Raw genomic sequence first — 18,282 nt, forward strand, 5'->3', positions numbered from 1 at the left:
CCCTCTCCGTACCCGCCCCCTCCCCTCCTCGGGGCGGACGCCGCGCCCACGGGTGTGAGGAGCGCCGCTCCGGAACCGCGCACGACAGGTGATTCTCTTGCCCTCGTATCCCGCCGACCCGAATCTCGCCGACCCGATCTACGAACTCGGCAACGCCTGGATCGATTTCAGCGATCTGCTCTGGGAGCAGGTCACCGCCATGGACACGGCGGTGCACTCCGCGCGGTGGAGCGGCGACGGCAAGAACATCACCGACACCACGTGGAACACGGTCCACACCAGCCACCTCCAGAAGGCCGTCGACGACGCGCGCTCCATCGGTAACGCGATCAACTCCTGGGGCGACCAGGTGCAGGAGGTCTTCGACAAGGAGATCCAACAGGCCCACATGGAGGCGATGGTCGGCCTCTTCTCGGCCCTGCTCTCGCTGGTGATGCTCTTCGTCCCGTTCATCCCGCTGCCGGCCTTCCTGCCCGAGATCTTCGCGATGGTGGCCGAACTGCTGACGCCCCTGCTCCGGGCGCTCCCCACCGCCATCGTGTTCGCCGGCGAGGTCTTCGTCGGCGGGGCGATCGCCGCCGGGGCGCAGCTCGGCATCGACATGGCCGCGCAGGCCCTCGGCTCGCTGACCAGCGGGGCGCCGATGCCGGACTTCTCCAGCAGCGACTGGTGGAAGGGCGAGGCGATCAACCTGGGAATCGCCGCCGGTATCGGCATGGGTATGTCCGTCGCCGATCCGGCCATCGGCTGGGCGGCGGACCGCACGCTGCCCACCAGGATCGAGACGCCGCACGTCCCCGGGACGACCGTGGCCCCCCACACCACCGAGAGCACCTTCACCCCTCCCGCTCACGGTGGTTCCGGCACGGTCACCCCCACGGCGCCCAAGGGCCTGGCGGGGGACCACGTGCTCGGCGGCCCGGCGGGAGTGGGGGTCGAGGTGTCCCCGACGGTGAGGAAACCCGGCGGCATCCCGGAGGAGAGGGTCGTCTCCCCGGAGCCGATCAACGGCCCGGCGGTGAAGGCGAACGTGCCGCCGGGCGGCGGCATCCACACCCCCGAGGCGCCGGCCCCCGTGCCCGTACGGCGTCCCGACGAGCCGCTGACCACCAGGGAGGGCGGCGCCCCGGCCGGTCCCGCGCCGCACCTCACCGAGGGCCACGCCAACCTCGGCGCGCCCCCGGGGAAGACGCCCGCCGCGACCACGGGCCGGGGCGGCGCACCCCTCAAGGCCACCGAGAACGACGCGACGACCACGCACCCCGTGAAGGGCGGGGAGAACGACGTGGCAACCGAGCATCCGGTGAAGGCGACCGAGAGAGACGCGCTCGGTGAGAACGGGGCCACCGGCGACGGCACTCCGTTCGCGGAGAACGCGGGGCAGTACCAGGCCCCTGCCACCGGCCAGGTCAAGTCCCCCGACTCCGTGGGAAACACCCACGGCATCTCCCGCGAACAGCCCCAGCAGCCACGCCAGTCGACCCAGCACGCCCCGGAGGCGCAGGAGAGCACCTCCCCCTCCAACCTGGCGAAGGACCCGAACTCCGTCCCCGGCGGCGCGGGCGCGCGGGAGCAGCGCTTCAACCGCTCCGTGGAGGAGCTGCGGGACCGTTTCGTCAGCACCGCCCGCACCTCGCGCAAGCTCCAGGAACTCGGAGTGGAGAACCGGCAGAAGCTCTTCGGCGAACTGGTGGCGGACGCCCGCGTCAAGTTCGACGAGATCTACCCCTCCGGCGGCCACGGCGACCGGTCCCTCTCGTCCCACCTGGCGGACGGCGCCGCGGACAAGAAGTGGAGCCAGACCGTGCGGGACCTGTCCCACACGGTCAAAGGACGCGCGGACCGCATCCGGGTGGACCTCGGCGGACGCATCGACAGGCTGGAGTCCGACGCCACCCGCTCCTGGCAGGAGAACGGCGCCCCCGAGGAACTCGTCCAGAGGGCCACGCAGCGGTACCGGGCCGAACTGCAGAACCTCGGCGAACATACCTGGGGCCGCATCTCGGACACCCCGCACCTGACCGGAGAGAAGGCGCACGAGCGGTTCATCACCGCCGCCCGGCAGACCCGCGAGCACCTCACCACGTCGCTGGAACGCGAGACCCACGCGTACGAGCGGCTCGTCGGCGGCCGAAGGGAGGTGGCGGACACCGTCTCCGCCTGGGGCGGCGAGCACTCCCACTGGAACGACGCGGGGCTCAAGGAGATCACCGACCACCACCAGCACGCGCTGAACACCGAATCGGACCGGCTGTGGCACCAGGTGGCCACCTCCGCCGAGAAGGGCACGGCCGAGGAGGTACTGCTGCGCCGGTTCGACGAGGCGTGGGGCGGCAGCAAGGCGGAGGTCCTGGAGAAGCTCTCCGGCGACCTGCGCGGCACCCAGGCGATCTGGGAGGCCGCCCACCTGATCCGCACCGACCTCAAGAACATGCTGACCCTGCGGGGCGCGGACGGCACCGGCGGCGGCCTGCACCTCCACGGCTCCGTCGAGAGCACCGTCGCCGCCGACCTGGAACGCGAACTCCTGCTCCTGCGGCCCTCCCCGAAGGACGCGGGGGAGCCGTCCGCGGGTGCCGGGCCCGCGGGCAAGGCCCTCGGCGAGCGCCTCGACGCGATCACGCACAGTCTCGACGCCCGGATACGGTTCGAGGACGCAGCGGCGCGGAAACTGGACGCCGCACACCGTGACTACCTCGCCGCGCACGACGAGGAGTTCAACGCCGGGCTGGAGAACGCCCTCCACCGGGCACTGACCGAGACCCGCGAACACCTGCGCGGCAGCGAGTGGAGCGCGGCGGACACCGACCGCGCGCTCGCCCGCCTGGACCGGCGGATCGAGGCCGTCACCTCGGCCACCCACGACCCGCACGGCACCGGTGCGGCCACCTCGCCCGCCCCGCGTCCCTTCGCCCCGGGGCGGAGCGCCTTCCCCGAGGAACACGTCGGCGGCGCGCACACCACCCCGCGCCCCACCGACCCCGCCGAACCCGTCACCATCGGCGGAACACCGGCCCCGGCGACGTACGAGGAAGCGGTCGAGGCGCTCCTCGCGCACCACGGCGAGACGGTGCGCCCGATGGCGGACGACCTCGCAAGGACGCTCAAGAACCTCCCCGGGGAGATCGACCGGGTGCTCCTCGCCCGCACCGACGACTCGATCAAGGAGTCACTGACCTTCGGCGACCACCGCCCGGACGACGGCGCGACCGCCCGGTACCGGCAGTCCGCCCGCGAGGAACTCTCCCGGCAGCTCTCCGACGAACTCCTCGCCGCCTTCCGCTCAAGGGCCAAGTCCTGGGAACCCGGAGGCACGGCCGGCGCCCCGGGCCACGAGGGCCGGCAGTCCGCCCGCGAGGGCCTCATGGGCAGCCTCGCCGAGCGGGAACAAGCCCTCTTCGACGCGTACCGCAGGGGCGCGGAGTTCGACGCCCACGTGGACGCCCTCCTGGCCGACGGCACCGCACTGCCCGCATCCGCCCTCTACGCCCGCCACGAGTACGTCACCCGCCCGGGCAGCGGTACGCCCGAGGAACTGCTCCGGTACGCGGCCCGCGCCGACGCCTACGCACCCGCCCTGATGGAACACCTGGAGGCGCTCTCGCTCCGCCCCGAGGGCTCCGGCGGCCCGGCACTCTCCGGGCGGAGCCCGGAAGAGTGGCGTGCCGTCGTCGACTCCCGGCTGATGGGCAGCCGCCGGACCGCCGTGGAGCTGGAGAAGGCCGGGCTCGACCCGGACTCCGCCTCCGCACGGGCCCTCACCCACTCAGCGGACCGGGTCATCGCGGAACTGGAAGCCGACGCCGCCCTCGCCCGGGCCCGTGCGCTGATGACCGAGCACGCCCGGGAACGCGGTCTGGCACCGGACGCCCCGGCGGTCCGCAACGCCCTGGAACAGTGGGAGTCCGACCTCCGGTCCGCCCTCGACGAATCCCTCACCGGCCGGGGCGAGAGCGACCCGGCGGCCTGGTCCGCCGAGGACCGCGGCCACTTCGACCAGGCGCTCGCCGAACTCGTCGACCCGGCCGCGCTCCACCAGCGGCTGCTCCACCACGAGGAGATCCAGCACCACCTCGTCGCGCTGGACCGGCGCGTCGACCTGCTCCGGTCCTTCCCGGCCGCCGGCCGGACGCTCACCAAGAACGTCCTCACCGACGCCCTCGCGACAGCCGCCGAGCGCACCATGGGCCGGCCCGGCGCCTTCGGCCACACCGCCCTGGACGGCGCCTTCGACCCCCGAGCCACCGCGTACCGCTCGCAGGCGCGCGGCGTCCTCGACTCCACGGAACGCCTGCTGGCCGAGGACGCCCGGCTGAACGCCGTGTCCTACCGGGCGGGTCAGGAGTGGGACGAACACTTCCGGCTCGACGCCGCCACCTCCGCCCGCGAGGGCGGGTACCGGGAGGCGGCCCGGGCCTTCCACGAGGACCGGCTCGCCTCCTGGGTGCACTACAACGGCGACGGAAGCCTCAGGGCGTCCGACTGGCTTGAGATCAACCGGGGCGGCGGGGCCCCCTTCCTGCGCGGATACGGCGACCACCAGGACGCCCGGCACGCGGCCGTGCTCGCCGATCCGGCCGTACGGACGACCCGGGTGCTCAACGGCCTGGACGCGCTGATACGCGGGGAACGTACGCCGAAGGAGCTGGCGAGCGCGCGGGACGAGGCACTGCGGGCCGCCGGGGCCGCGGAGCGGCACGGCCTGGACGCGCTCGCCGAACGGGCCCGGAACCTCGCGGCCGAGGCGGAACGCAGGCTGGCGGGAGGGCCGGTCGAGAAGCCGCCGACGGAGAGGACGACGACGGCGGAGCCGGTGGTGGAGGACCACGCGGTCGGGAAGCCGGTCACGGGGGAGGCGCCGGTCGGGAGGCCCGTGGCCGGGGAACCGGGGACCCGAGGCGCCGGCTCGGCGGGCGGGGTGCTTCCGCCCTGGGAGCTGCGGGAGGTGCGGCTGCTCACCAACCGGCTGGACCACGTGCGCGCCAGGGGGGACCTCCAGGCGGTCGAGCAGACGCGCGCGGACCTGAGCAGGGCGCTGGAGAAGTACCGCGAGAGCGCTGCCGGCGGTCCGGAGAAGGACAGGGTGAGCGCGGCGGCCCAGCGTGCCCTCGACCGGGTGGGACCCGTGGGCGACGGCTCGGCTTCCGGCCCCGGCACGACCTCGCGACCGCCGGTGGAGCGCCGGGGTACTCCCTCGGCCGGCCGGAACGTGCACGGCTTCCAGGACCTCCTCGTCACGCCCCGGGAGCCGGTGAACCCCGCCCCGAAGGGCGGTGGGGGCTCCTCGGGGCAGCGGATCGCGACGAGGGACACCCTCGACTCGCTCCCGAGCGGGGGCGGTTCCTCCCTCACCGGAGGGAAGGACCCGTCCCGGAGCTCCACCGAGGTCTCCTCGCCGTCGGGCGGGGAGGCGGGCGTCCTCCACCTGCGCGGCGACCGGTACGCGGGCGCCACCCCGTTCGACCCGAGCGCTTCCGCGCAACTCAGGCCCAGTGGCAGCCGGTTCCGCGGCTGGGGAGCGCGGGAGACGGAGGTGCCGGTCACCACGTCCAGGGAGGACTTCTCCCCGGTGGACCCCCTGGGAACACCGGCCGCGCCCGAGATCGTCCACCCGGTGGAATCGCCGGAACAGCCGCCCCTCGCGCCGGGCGTGTCGCCGCAGCCGGTCGTCCAGCACCGGCAGGACCCGGGCGAGGAGCAGGTGTTGGACCAGCCGGGCGGCCGACTCGGCATGCCGCTCGACGAGTCAGGAACGCCGGGGCAGTCCGGACAGGAACCGGTCGCGACGGCGCGCCCGGCCCCGGTGCCCCTCAAGGAGCGGCTCGGGCAGGCCCAGAAGAACCTGCGATCGGCCCAGGAGGCATACGAATCGGCCCTGAAGGCCCACTCCGCCGGCCTCGTCGCCAGGGACCGGACCTACGGCGCGGAACTCACGGCCCGGATGGCGGTCGAGCAGGCCCGGACGTGGGTGAACGCGGTCCAGGGCGACATCGACGACCTCACCTTCTCCCTGGACCAGCTGACCGGGCCGACGGATCGGGGGGCGACACCGGACGGTGAAGCCACTCAGCAGGAACCACCCGGGCAGGAACTTCCCGGGCAGGAACTTCCCGAGCAGGAACATGAGGAACCCTCCGCGCAGGATCAACTCCACGAGGGCCGAGGGGGCGTCGCTCGGGAGCAGCTGAACGCGGTGCGGCAGGAGGTGGACGAGGTGTACGCCGCGTACGAGACCACGGCGCGGGCCGTCGACGCCGCCACTGCCCGGATCGAGGACCTGGAGAAGAATCTCCAGGACCACGACGACCCGTCGACGGCCGACGAACTCGACGTGGCTCGCAGCGCCCACCAGGAGGCATTGGCGGAGCTGGTCGTTCTCGAAGACCACCTCGACCGGCTCGAACCGCGCTGGAGAGCCGCTCAGGAGGAGTTCCTGGAGCAGGCGGGGCGGGCAGCGGTGCACGCGTACCAGGTGGAGGCCGTCGCCCGAAACCTGGAGCACGCGGAGCGGGAGCTGGAGCCGGCCCTCGCAGCTCTGGAGGCGGCCCGCACCCGTCACAGCGAGATGCAGGCGCGGAGCAGCCGAGCGCTGCACGCCTCTGTCGCGGCCAGGGAGGCCATGGAGCGTGCACGGACCGATCTGAGCCGGGCGGGGTGGGAGCTCCGCGCGATCACTCCCCGGCCGAAGAGAACCGTGACCACGACTCCACCCCCGGCGCCCAGTCGGCTCCCCGCGCTGAACGCCGCCGTGCGCGCGGCACGCAAGCAGGCGGCGGCAGCGGGCAGCACCATGGACCTGGTGCGACGAAGCGCCGCCGCACGCGCCCGACTGGAGCTCGCTGAGGCCGCGTTCGCCGCGGAGGAGGACCCGTCCGAGAACGCCCGGCGCCTCCGTGCGCTGGCCGCCTACCAGGAGAGGTACGCGGTCGCGGACGCCGCCGGCATCGACCCCGACCAGGCCCGGAGCGACTTCGACGAGGCAGGGGCAGCGCTCAAAGCCGCCGAGGAGGCGCTGCGGGAGGAGACGGCGCGGGAGAGGGCGGCGATCGGGAGGGCCGCGCGGGACAAGGCGGCGCAGGAGGAGGTGGCGCGGAAGGATGCCGAAGACGAGGCGGTCGAGGCCGGAGGGGGGAAGGCCGAAGGCGAGGATCTCGAAGGCGAGGATCTCGAAGGCGACGTGGAGCCGAGTCCGTTCACATGGTCCCTCGGCCGCCTCCTCGGGAGGACGTCCCAGCCGGAGGACATCGAGCTCACCACGTTCCCTGCCACGGCAGCCCCGTTTCCTCCGCTGGAGGAGCCGGATCCGACGGTGACCACCACCGCCCCGGTGGTGATCCCGCAATCGACGGTGACGACTACCGATCAGGTGGAGCCCACGGCCCCGGTGGAGCCCATGGCCCCGACGGAGGGCACGACCTCCGTGGAGGGCACGACCTCCGTGGAGGCCACGACCTCCACGGAGACCGTGTCACCGGTCGCGGTCCCGGTCGTCGTGGAGACGCTCGACCCCACCCCCGTACCGACGCCCCCACCCCCGGTACCCCCCGCCCCCGCGCTCCCGCCGCTGCCCGACCACATCGTCCGGGGCTTCCTCGGAGCCTCGGACGTGGTGACCTCGGTCGGAGAGGGGGCGCAGGAGTTCGCCCGTCGGCTGGAGGAGGAGCTCGCCCCGTTCCTGGGCGCCGAGGACGCCGCGCTCGTACGGAGCCAGGTCGCGCGGTACATGCGCACCGGGCACCTCGGAGCGTGGCTCCACGGCCTCGGCAAGGGCGAGAAGCGCTACCTGCACGTCGACGTCCCCGGGTGGAAGGGCTCGATCCAGGTGGACGGCGGACTGGAGAACGCGCTGGCGACGGAGCTGCTCGCCAAGATGGAGTTCGAGCCCGGTGGCGATTCCGGAGCCGGTACGGCCCTGGCGCACGACAGCAGCGGGGGGTGGAATGTCGCGCTCACCGGCCGGGGGACCTTCCCCTTCTCCCGGGCCGACATCGCCGCGACGTACGCACGTGACAACGGCACGGGCAAGGCGTACCAGGACATGGCGCAGATGATCGCCCGGGGCAAGACGGTGTCCAGCGCCCTGGGCGTCGCCGCGGACGCGTGGTTCCGGCTGGACCTGTCGATGCTGCTCGGGAAGGACGGGAGGGCTCCCGCCGCGCCGGCCGGAGGGGAGTGGCCGAGCATCACTCTCCCGGCCACGCTGTACACACCCGTGCACGGGAGCGGGCAGCCCGCCAGGTCGGTGCCCCGGCACCTGCGGGACATGCGGGCGCTGGGCCCCTTCGACCTGCTGGTGGACACGTACCCCGTGGACGTCACGGGCGCCCGCGGCCGAGGGGGGCTGGGCGCGGTCTTCCGGCAGGCCCTGCCCCACGGGGAGGGCAGCTCCGTCTTCGACGCCGCAGTGGAGGCGTTCGGCAGCGAGCAGGCTGCCGAGAAGGCGCTGAAGGCCCTGGGACAGGTGCTGTCGCTCTCCGAGCTGCATCAGAAGCTGCGCACCCTGATGTGGGACGGCCCGTTCACCATCGATCTGCCGGACGGCCTCGGCAGTGTCGAGCTGGACGCGGAACTGGGGGGAGCGAAGTTCGCGTACACCACCGCGAACGGCACCGAGTTCAACGTCGGCGGGAACATCTCCCACTCCGTCCTGACCAGCGCCTCGCACTCCCGGTCCCTCAACCTCACCGGGTCGGTGCAGGGCAGCCCGCTGGGCGACCCCGACACGTGGGTCATACCCGGTATGGCGGAGCCGTCCGGGCTGAAGGTGGCCTTCGGCGGCGGACGCACCACCGGCAAGGAGGCCAACACCCTCCACGAGGAGTTCTCCGTCGCGGGGGCCACCGTCAAGGCGAAGGTGGGCAGTTCGGTCTTCGACGCCGACGTGGTCCTGACCGTGCGTTTCCGGAAGCCCGGGGCCTCGCAGGCGTCGGTGGGCCGGGCGCGGGTGGGCGCCACCGTCATCGTGCGCACCTCCGACACCGAGCCGGCTGCGGACGGATCGGACGTGTGGGTCTCCTCCTGGATCGCGGAGGGTACGCGGCCGACCGTGGGCCGGACCTTCGTGCTGCCCGATCACGCGGTCGGAGCCACCGCGTACCGGCCGAAGCTCGCCCTCTCGGACGACGCGGTGGTCCTCGGGCTGCTGTCCGTCGGTGCCATCACCCTCTCCCCGCAGACCCCGACGCCCGAGCCCACCCCGTCGACGCCCACCGCGCCTTCGCCCACCGCGCCTTCGTCATCGGCCACTCCGAACGGGTCGGCGACGTCGAAAACCCTGCACGAACGCCTGCACGAGCTGGGCAGCGTGACGGAGAAGAACTGGAATCGGCACGGGGCGGCGGTTCAGGGCGCCTTCGGGGCCGAGCGGCTGGCGGAGTACCTCTCGCTCATGCTCCGCACCACGCTGCAAGGTCCTTCCTTCGACAGCAGTACGACTCACGGCAAGATGCGTATCGGCGCCGGAGCCCAGGTCCAGAGCCTGACGTTCGTCAACCTCATCGACCGGTCCGAGCTCAACGTGCAGAGCGAGATCGGCTCCTCGAACGCGCAGCGCAGCGGCTTCTCCACTCTCTGGCAGGGCCAGGGGGCGGGGGGTGCGTCCTTCGGGTTCTGGGGCAGCACGACCTTCCAACCGACCGAGGGAAGGGGCAAGGGCACCCTCGACCGCACCTTCTACCGGGCGGCCCGGTCGGCCAAGCAGGTCAGCAACACCAAGTTCGCCGAGGAGATGGCGCTCTACGCGGGCCACGTGGTGTTCCGGTTCGGCGTGGTCGGCGGTCCTGGCCGTGTGACGGACGGAACGGCGGAGAACCAGGACGGCGACGTCGTCGTGCCGTTCTTCGTGGCCATCCCCACGCGACTCACCGAGAGGTACACGGTCCAGGTGGCCGGACCGCAGACCTTCACCATGGCGCAGGCGCCGAACACCGCGCCGGTCCCGGTCGCCGCGAACCCGCAGCCGACGGGGCCTGAAACGGTGCCCGAAGAGCTGCCGGTCGTTCCGGTGGAGGAGGCGGCCCCTGCCCCGCAGATCCCGGGGGAGATGAGCGTCCTGCCCGCGGACACGCAGATTCTCTCGCTGGGAGGCGAGGTACAGAACATCCTGACGACGGTGACACGGCTGCTGAGGGACAGCTTGTCCCCGGAGCAACTGGCCGAGGAAGAGGCGGTATACGAGACCCTGCTCGGCCCCGTCGTCCTGCGGACGCGGATGGCCGCCTTCTCCGCCGCCTCGGAGCGCAACCTGCGCGAGAACCGGCAGGACCCCGTGTACGTCGTCCAGGGCCGCTACTCACGGATCTCGATCACGAGTGTCGGCGTGGGCGTGGGCGACCACGGTCTCGTCTTCGAGAAGACCATCGAAGCCTTCGAGGTGGAGCGAGGTGCGGACGAGTCCGACGCCGTCGGCGAGGCCACCCACCACACGAAGAGCACCACGGACACCCACGACCTCGTGGTGACCGCGCCCTACGTCGCCGCCCAGATCACCGGCACCGTGAAAACGGACACCACCAGCAGCAGCGTCATGGACGCCGGCACCACGATCGGGGCCAAGAGCAAGTCCACAGAGCCGCATGGGGTGTTCACCGGCCGCCTGGAGGTCAAGGGACGCATCGAGATCCTGACGGGGCGCTTCTGGCGGACCAAGCACGCGGCCAAGCCCTTCGACGTGTCCGTCCCGGTGCGGCTGGCCCTCCCCACCGCCCATCTCACGCAACCGGGACAGCCGAACACGGGCCGGGGCACCCGGCGCCCGTCCCCGTACACGCTGTCCAGCCGCCGGTTGCAGGGGTACGACATCACCGGCCAGGTGTGGATACAGCATCCGGAAGACGGCGTGTCCGAGCTGATGACCCCTCTGGAGGCGCATGGCGCGGCGCTCTTCGGCAAGGCGGGCTGGGGCAGGATCAGCCCGCGGCTGGCCCAGGCGCTCCAGGCCACCAGCATGTCGGCCTACGCCCGCGGGGCATTCGACGGCCAGCCGATCATCGTCGATTTCCCCGGCGGCCATGCCGAGGTGACCCTGATGCTGCGCCGTGGGAAGGAGCCGGTGCACGACCGCCAGATCGACGTCGTCGAATTCAACCGCAGCGAGTCCACCGCGGCCAACGAGGACAGTGTGGACGGCGACAGCGCGCGGTCCACAGCCGTATCGAAGGGGAAGCGCTTCGGTGTCACCGCCAAGGGCAAGGTGGTTCCGGGCGTCTCGGCGCTGGGGACGGCCACCTACCAGCGGACGAAGAACGAGGAGAACTCCGAGTCCCGACTGACGAACGTCAGCACCGGATCCGGCACCAAGAGCAAGACGGTGGGCTCCGTCTTCCACGACGACGTCGACCTGCTCATCACGGTGCACCGGGACGCAGGCGGGAGCCAGGCGTCCCTCGCGGCGCTGAAGCTGGACATGGCGGACCGCTGGCGTTCCCGGCATCTGCGGAAGAAGCTCAGAGGGTTCACGGGGGCGGCGACGGCGGCCCACCTCGCGAGACGGCCGGAGGTCGAGCGGGACGCAGAGGGACCGGGAAACGCCGGTACGGAGGAGCCGACCACGCCCGAAAGGTCAACCACGACCAGACTGGCCGACCGTGAGAAGTGGGCCATCCAGGCGGCCGGCCGGTTCAAGGCCGTTCTGCAGGCCAAGATGACCCACACGTCTCCCAGCCGCACGACCCGACTCGTCGGCCCGACGCCGAGCGCCGGGACCGGGCAGACGGCCGAGCCGACGCCGTCGCCCGAGCGGATCGATGCCGCGGACCTGAGGAACACCCAGGTCCAAGTGGTCTCCCTGCAGTCCTTGGAGAGCGTCCGCCAGCTCGTCACCAACCGGGGCGAGGCACTCTTCGCCCGATGGAACTCCCGTCACGGTGCCTCCGGTCAGACGCACGGGAGTTACGTCCTGGACAGGATCGGCCGGAACACGCTGATGGCCTGGCTGGGCGACCGGCTGGCCAATCCGGCGGACGGCTCGGGGACCGGCAAGCGCGCACTCGTCGTCACCGTGGGAGGCAGGAAGCCCTCGGACGGGATCACCGTCAGGGTGGAAGCCCTGTTTCCCGACCAGTTGACGTACTCGGGCTTCGACCGGGAGGCGGAGCTGGCCACTTCGTCGACGACGGGCAACCGCACCGACCTCTCGCAGAGCACCTCCCTGGCGCACGCGGGGACCGGGGAGGTCGGCGGCGAGGCCGCGGTCGGAGAGTGGGGCGGCCGGGGTACGGGCCGGGCCGGTTTCTCGTCCCGCAACCGATTCGGCGACCGCAGCCGGACCTCCGGCCGTTCGGGTCAGAACAGCAAGACGCCGGTACCCCACGCGCTCTACCAGGGCCACGTCGTCCTTCGGTTCACCTTCCTGCGGGGAGGCGAGGAGCTGGAGAGGAGCATCCAAGGTGCGATTCCCATCGAAGTGGCCCTGCCACGCGTGGAGGTCCGTGAACCCGTAGTGCCGCTCCCGCTCCCTGCCGTCGCGGAGGAGGAGGGAGAGCAGCAGGACCAGGAGGACCAGCAGGTCCCGGAGGAGGAGGGAGAGCAGCAGGACCAGGAGGACCAGCAGGTCCCGGAGGAGGAGGGAGAGCAGCAGGACCAGGAGGACCAGCAGGCCCCGGAGGTCGTGGAGCAGCCGCAGGACACGCAGATCCCGGAGGAGCCGCAGGTCACGCGGGCCCCGGAGGAGCCGCAGGTCACGCAGGCCCCTGAAGAGCCGCAGATCACGCGGGCCCCGGAGGTCACGGAGGACCAGCGGGTCACGCAGGACGAGGAACTCCCGGCGACCGGGTACACGTCGTGGCTCGAGGTCACTCCCAGGTCCGTTGCCGACGCCGGTTCCGTCGACGGTTCACTCCCGGAGTCCGATGAGGCCGATGAAGCCGATGAAGCCGACGAGACCGACACGGCGTACCTGACCGACGAGACCGACGACGTGATCCCGCACGACGACCCCGACACCCTCATGGAGGAACCCGAATCGCCCGAGGGGCCGTACCGCGAGGAGGAGTTGGTGCCGCTGGGGGCGGTGGAGATCGCCCCGCGAACTCGCCGGCTGCCGAGAATCCGCAGCCCGCACCACACCCTCGGGGGCCTGCCCTCCCGCGCCTACTCGGCGGCACGCTTCCGTACCGCGGACGGCCGGGCCCTCACCCGGATCACCCTCGCGATCTTCTTGGACCCGCAGCCCGGGGTGGAGCCCGCACAGGTGGAGGCGGCACGCCGGATGGCCGTCGAGGGGATGGACCGCTACTACAACCACCCCCAGCACCGGCTGCCCTTCGGCGATCTCCTGGAAGTCGCCCTGGAGTTCACCGAGTCGCAGGCCGAGGCGCACCACACCGTCAGGGTGCACACCGTCCCGGAAGGCACGTCCGCCCGTTCGGACAACCGGAACTGGTACCTGCACCCCCCGGACTCCACGGACCCGCGGGCGATCGCCGAGACGGAGATGACTCCGATGGTCCTCGCCCACGAGACCAGCCACCTCCTGGGCTTCTGGGACCAGTACCGCGAGGCCCGCGACCGCGAGCCCGCGCGCCCCGTCTACCAGGACGGTTCGCTGATGTCCTCCTACTACCTGGACCGCTCGCGGCGCACGACCGTGGACCAGGACCATCTCCCGGACGTGAGCACGATCGACCCGAACCTGCGTCTGGCGCCACGCGATCTGCGGCTGCTGGCCCTCGCGGTCGAGGAGGCGTGGCAGTCGGCCCACCTGGAGGGACGCGTCGATCGGCCCCTGCCGAGAGTCCGGCCGCGGGGTCCGCTCCGCGGCGACCGGCTGATCCCCCTCGACTTGCGCGAGCGCGTCCTGCGCGGGGACCGGGGTACGGGCACGGCGGGTCTGCTGGCACCCGTCGGCCCGGCGGGCCGGTACACGGCCGTACCGGTCGGGGAGGTGAACCCGAACGGCACTTACCTCGCCCATCTGCGGCTCGACCCCGCGCTCCGGGGCCGGGACGAACCGCCGCGCATGATGTTCCCCGCGCACCTGAGCGCCGACGACATCGTCCACGCCGTCGAGCAGGTGTACCTGGAGCAGCGCGCCCTCGGCGGGCTCGTGCCCGTACGGGAGTCCATGGCCGACGGGGCGAGCGGGTTCACCGGCGTGTACCAGGGCATCCGGATCCGGGGCACGGTCGACGCGAGCGGCACCCTCACCGACTTCGCCCCGCACCCCGACCAGACCCTGGACGGGCCACCGCGGAACGCGGCCGAGGCCGCCGCCCGTCTCCGCGCCCTCCGGGCCCCGCACCAGGAACACGAACAGGACGGCGAGGAGCAGCCGGAGCGCACCGGGGCACCGTCGATGCTGCTGCCGCCGGGCCACCTGGTTCCGCCCGGCCCCCAGGCCCCACCGCCCTTCGCCGCCGTCCCCCTCGTCATCGGGGAACGTGCCCGGCGGCACATGACGCGCGGGGATCTCCGCCTGCGCACCGGTTTCCACTACACCCACCCCGACCCGCTGCGGTGGCCCGCGCTCCAGGACCGGCGCGGCATCCACGTCGACGCCCCGGTACGGGTCCTGCCCAACGGCGTCCGTATCGCCACGGTCTCCTACCGGGAGCCGGGTTCCACGGACTTCCGGCCCCCGTCCTCGGCCAGTCGGCAGGTCCTGGGACTCGACGAACGGCTCAGGTCCTCGCACGCGCTCTTCCCCGCCGACTGGACGGTCTCCACCCTCTGGGAGGCCATTCAGTCGGCGCATGCGAGCGCCCTCGCCCGAGGCCGCTTCACTGTGCTGCCGGAGGGCGGTTACCTCTGGGAGGGGAGCTCCCACGGCGTGCGCGTCCACGGCCAGGTGGTCGACGGGACCCTGATGTGGGCTCGTCCGACACGGCTGCAGCCCCGGTCCGCCTGGGACCCGGCGGCCGTCCTCGCACAGACGGTCCCCGTTGCCGTCCCGCTGCCCGACGGATCGGGCGCCCCGGTCGGCTTCGAGGCCGCTCAGGTGCTGTTCGGCGGCGGCGACCACGGCCTCCGGATCACCCGGGTGATCCGGTACCCGGACACGTACACCCCCCAGGCGCTGGAGGCGCTGACCTCGTGGGTCCGGCAGATCCAGCGGAGGCTGGACACCACCGTCAACGCGCCGGGCGACGCGGCGATCGACGGGGTGGCGCCGCTCGTCCGGTTCGAGCTGGAGCTCCGGCGGGCCGATCCCGGCGCGCCGCACGACATCAGGCAGCTGTGGGGTACGAACGTGCCGCCCGGCGTCATCCTCGCGGACCTCTTCGGCCGTGACATCCGCACCGCCGAGTCCCGTCGCCGACTCGCCGAAGCGCTGATGCCGCCGGCGGACTGGAATCCGACGAGGTGGCATCCGACCGAGCCGCAGGGGCGCGGCGAGACGATCCTGGAGCTGGCCTTCACCCAGCACCGCCACGCGGTGGCGAGCCTGACCGACGAACCGGACCTAGCCGAGCTGCTGGCGGCGAACAGCGCGCGGGAGTTCGCACCGGGCACCACCGAAGAGACCACCGAACGGCAGCTCGTCGAGTCGATCGATGCCCTGCCCGGCGCCGAACTCCCCTCCGCCGATGCGTTGGTGGGGGAGTTGCCGGAGGGCTGGTCCGTCGACCGTGCCCGGCTGGCCGCCTTCCGGGCCACCCGGCACCCCCTGTCCGGGGCGGAAGTGACGGGCGTTCCGGGGCAGGTCGTGATCACGACCCGGCCGGTGCCGGGGTTCCTGCTGCTGGTCACGCTGGACCTGGTCGGGCGCCGGGTGACGGCCTATCGGGTGGCGCCGGACCCGAGGATGCCTCCGCCCGAGGTCACGCGGGTGATCGGGCACATTCGTGACGTCGCCGCCGAGCTGGGTGTCGACGCCGGACAACTGCACCTCGTGGCACGGATTCTGCTGGGGCTCGGGGACGGCGAAGTGCACCGGCTGAGTTCCATCGCGCCGCTGCTGCGCGAACCCGTCCGGCCGATGGACCGGCTGTTCGCGCTGGTCCGGCTCGGCGAGCGGCTCGGTGTGAGACGTGATCGCCTGGGACCTCTGATCGTCCGGCTGTCCGGTCTCGGGGTGTCGGTCGAGCACTGGTGGGCGCTCGACTCCTTCCTCCAGGACCGCGGCGGGCTCTCCGCCCTCGGCACGGTCACCGACGAAGAGGCCGCGGAACTCGTCCGGGCGTTCCTCGCCGAGCCCCCGCCCGGGTACGACGCCGAGCTGTCGCGGGCGGCCCGGAGGAGCGGTCTGCACCCCGAGTTCGTCCGGCGCGTGGTCGCCGCGAGCCGGGGGCGGCTGGACCTCGCCGATCTGGAGGCGCACGGCGACTCCCTGCGGGCCCACCGCGGTACGCCCGAGGCGGCGGCCCGAGAACTGCCACAGGCGACCCTGCGACGACCGCGTGACGCGAGCCCGGAGAACGAGGAGAAGCCGGCGGCCTCCCGCCGCAGGACGGAGTCCGCCCCGCAGGAGGACACGGAGGCCGACGTCGACGACCCCATGCAGGAGACCCCGCGCCTGATCACCACCGGAGCGACTGCCGAGCTGCTCTCCGGCGACGGGGAGGAGCCGGGTCACACCCCGCTGCTGCTCCCCGGAGTCGTCACCCCGCCCCTGCGGATGTTCTCCGGGCGCCTGGTGGGCCCCGGGGTCCCCTTCGGCAACCACCCCTCGGACGTGCTGGCCCTCCTGGACGTCCTGGACACCCTGCGGCGCCCGGGCGTCGACGTACACCTCGGCGTCGAGGACGCGGCCGCCGTACACGAACGGGCCGTCGACTTCCTCGCCGCACTGGAGCGGCGCCCGAAGCCGTTGCGGGCGTCGCTGCCCGAGGGCGGGCCGATGCCCGACGCGGATCTCGCCCCGCTTTTCGCCGCCGTGGAGACGCTGCTGAGGTCGCCCCTGCCTCCGGCCGGAGTCCTCGGTTCGTCGGCGCCCGCTTCCACCCTGCCGCCGGCGGAAGCATGGCGCGCCATCCTGTCCGGCAGGACCGATCCGGACGCGGTACGCACCGCGCGGCGCGGGAACGCCGTCCTCGCCGTCATGGACGAGTGGCGCGGTCGCACCATGTCCTGGCTGCCGTCGTACCCGCGCTCCGGTACGGACTTCGAGCTCTGGGCCTCGGCCGATCCGGACCTGGCCCCCGACAGCCCGGAGCCGCTTCCCACCACCACGCTCAACTGCGCGGAATCGGTCCTGCTCGCCGCCCGCACGGCGAACCTGCTGGACAGGGAAGCCCTGCGGGCCGTCTATTCCGACCTGGCGGGCCTGACGGTCTGGCAGACGAGAACCATGGTGCCCTTCCTGCTGCCGCACGGGCAGGGCCTCTACCGGCCCGGCGAACCCGCCTCCGCCCTGCCGAACGCGGGGGACGTGGTGGTGTTCGGCCGCACGGGCGACCACGTGGCCCTGGCCACCGGCCGTCTCGACGGGCGCGGTCGGCCGACCGTGCTCTCCTTCGGGCTCGTCTCCGACTGGATGACCGAGCATCTGGAGGGTGACGAGGAGGAACTGCAGGACACGGTGGTGGAGATAGCCGTCGACGACCTGCTGAGCCCGTACGAGGAGCCGTTCGTGAAGTTCGGGCCCGGCCCCTGGACCACCGTCGCGGCCACCGTGGGGACAGCTCCCACGAACACGAACACGAACACGGACACGGGCACGGACACGGTCGACGGAGCGGCTGTGCCGCTCCGTCCCGAACCGATCGCCTTCGTGGACGGGGTGGACCGGATCACCGGCCGACTGCAGGCGGTGCTGTGGACGCCCGCCGGAACGGACACCGTGGCAGCCCCGGGCGAACGCGACGGAAGTGCCCTGGCCCACCTGCGGTACCGGCTCGGTACGCCACGCCCCTCGGCGCCCGGGCAGCCCGCACTCGCGCCGCCGCGACGCGTCCACGTCACCGGACTGCTTCTCGGCGACGACCAGCGGGCCGTGGAGCTGACGCACGCGCTGCTCGCCAAACTGGTCCTGGTCGCCGGGGCGTCGGACGTCACCGAGGTCGTCCTGGACGTCGCCGACGGGGTCCTCCCCGAGGGGCTGCTGCCCGCACTGGGCTTCGCCCCGGACGGGAGCCCGACCGAGCCGGGGCGGTGGGCGGCGGACGTGGCCGGACTGAGGGAAGCCCTCGCCCGGCAGCGGTCCGCACCCGATCTCAAGGTCGAGAACTGCGAGTCGGTCTGAACCGGCGGGGGTTGCCACGGCCGTCGGCACCCCGAACCCCGGGTCGGGCCCCGCCCCGGCATGCCGTGACCAGGCGTACCTGACCCCTGTCCCCTGACCCTGACCCCTGTCCCCTGGTCCCGCCCCGTCCCCGAACTGGGACCTGGGCGGGGGCCGGTCAC

1 protein-coding gene is annotated in these 18,282 nt (G+C 72.7%); it reads left to right on the plus strand.

Annotated features, from left to right (window positions below):
* Positions 1-97 precede the first annotated feature (97 nt).
* Entirely contained in the window at positions 98-18,121 is an 18,024-nt protein-coding gene (locus tag ACFWEP_RS00105) for an EndoU domain-containing protein (protein ID WP_387362992.1), read from the plus strand.
* The last annotated feature ends 161 nt before the right edge of the window (positions 18,122-18,282 follow it).

The organism is Streptomyces sp. NPDC060198 (assembly GCF_042728415.1).
Taxonomy (GTDB): Bacteria; Actinomycetota; Actinomycetes; order Streptomycetales; family Streptomycetaceae; genus Streptomyces.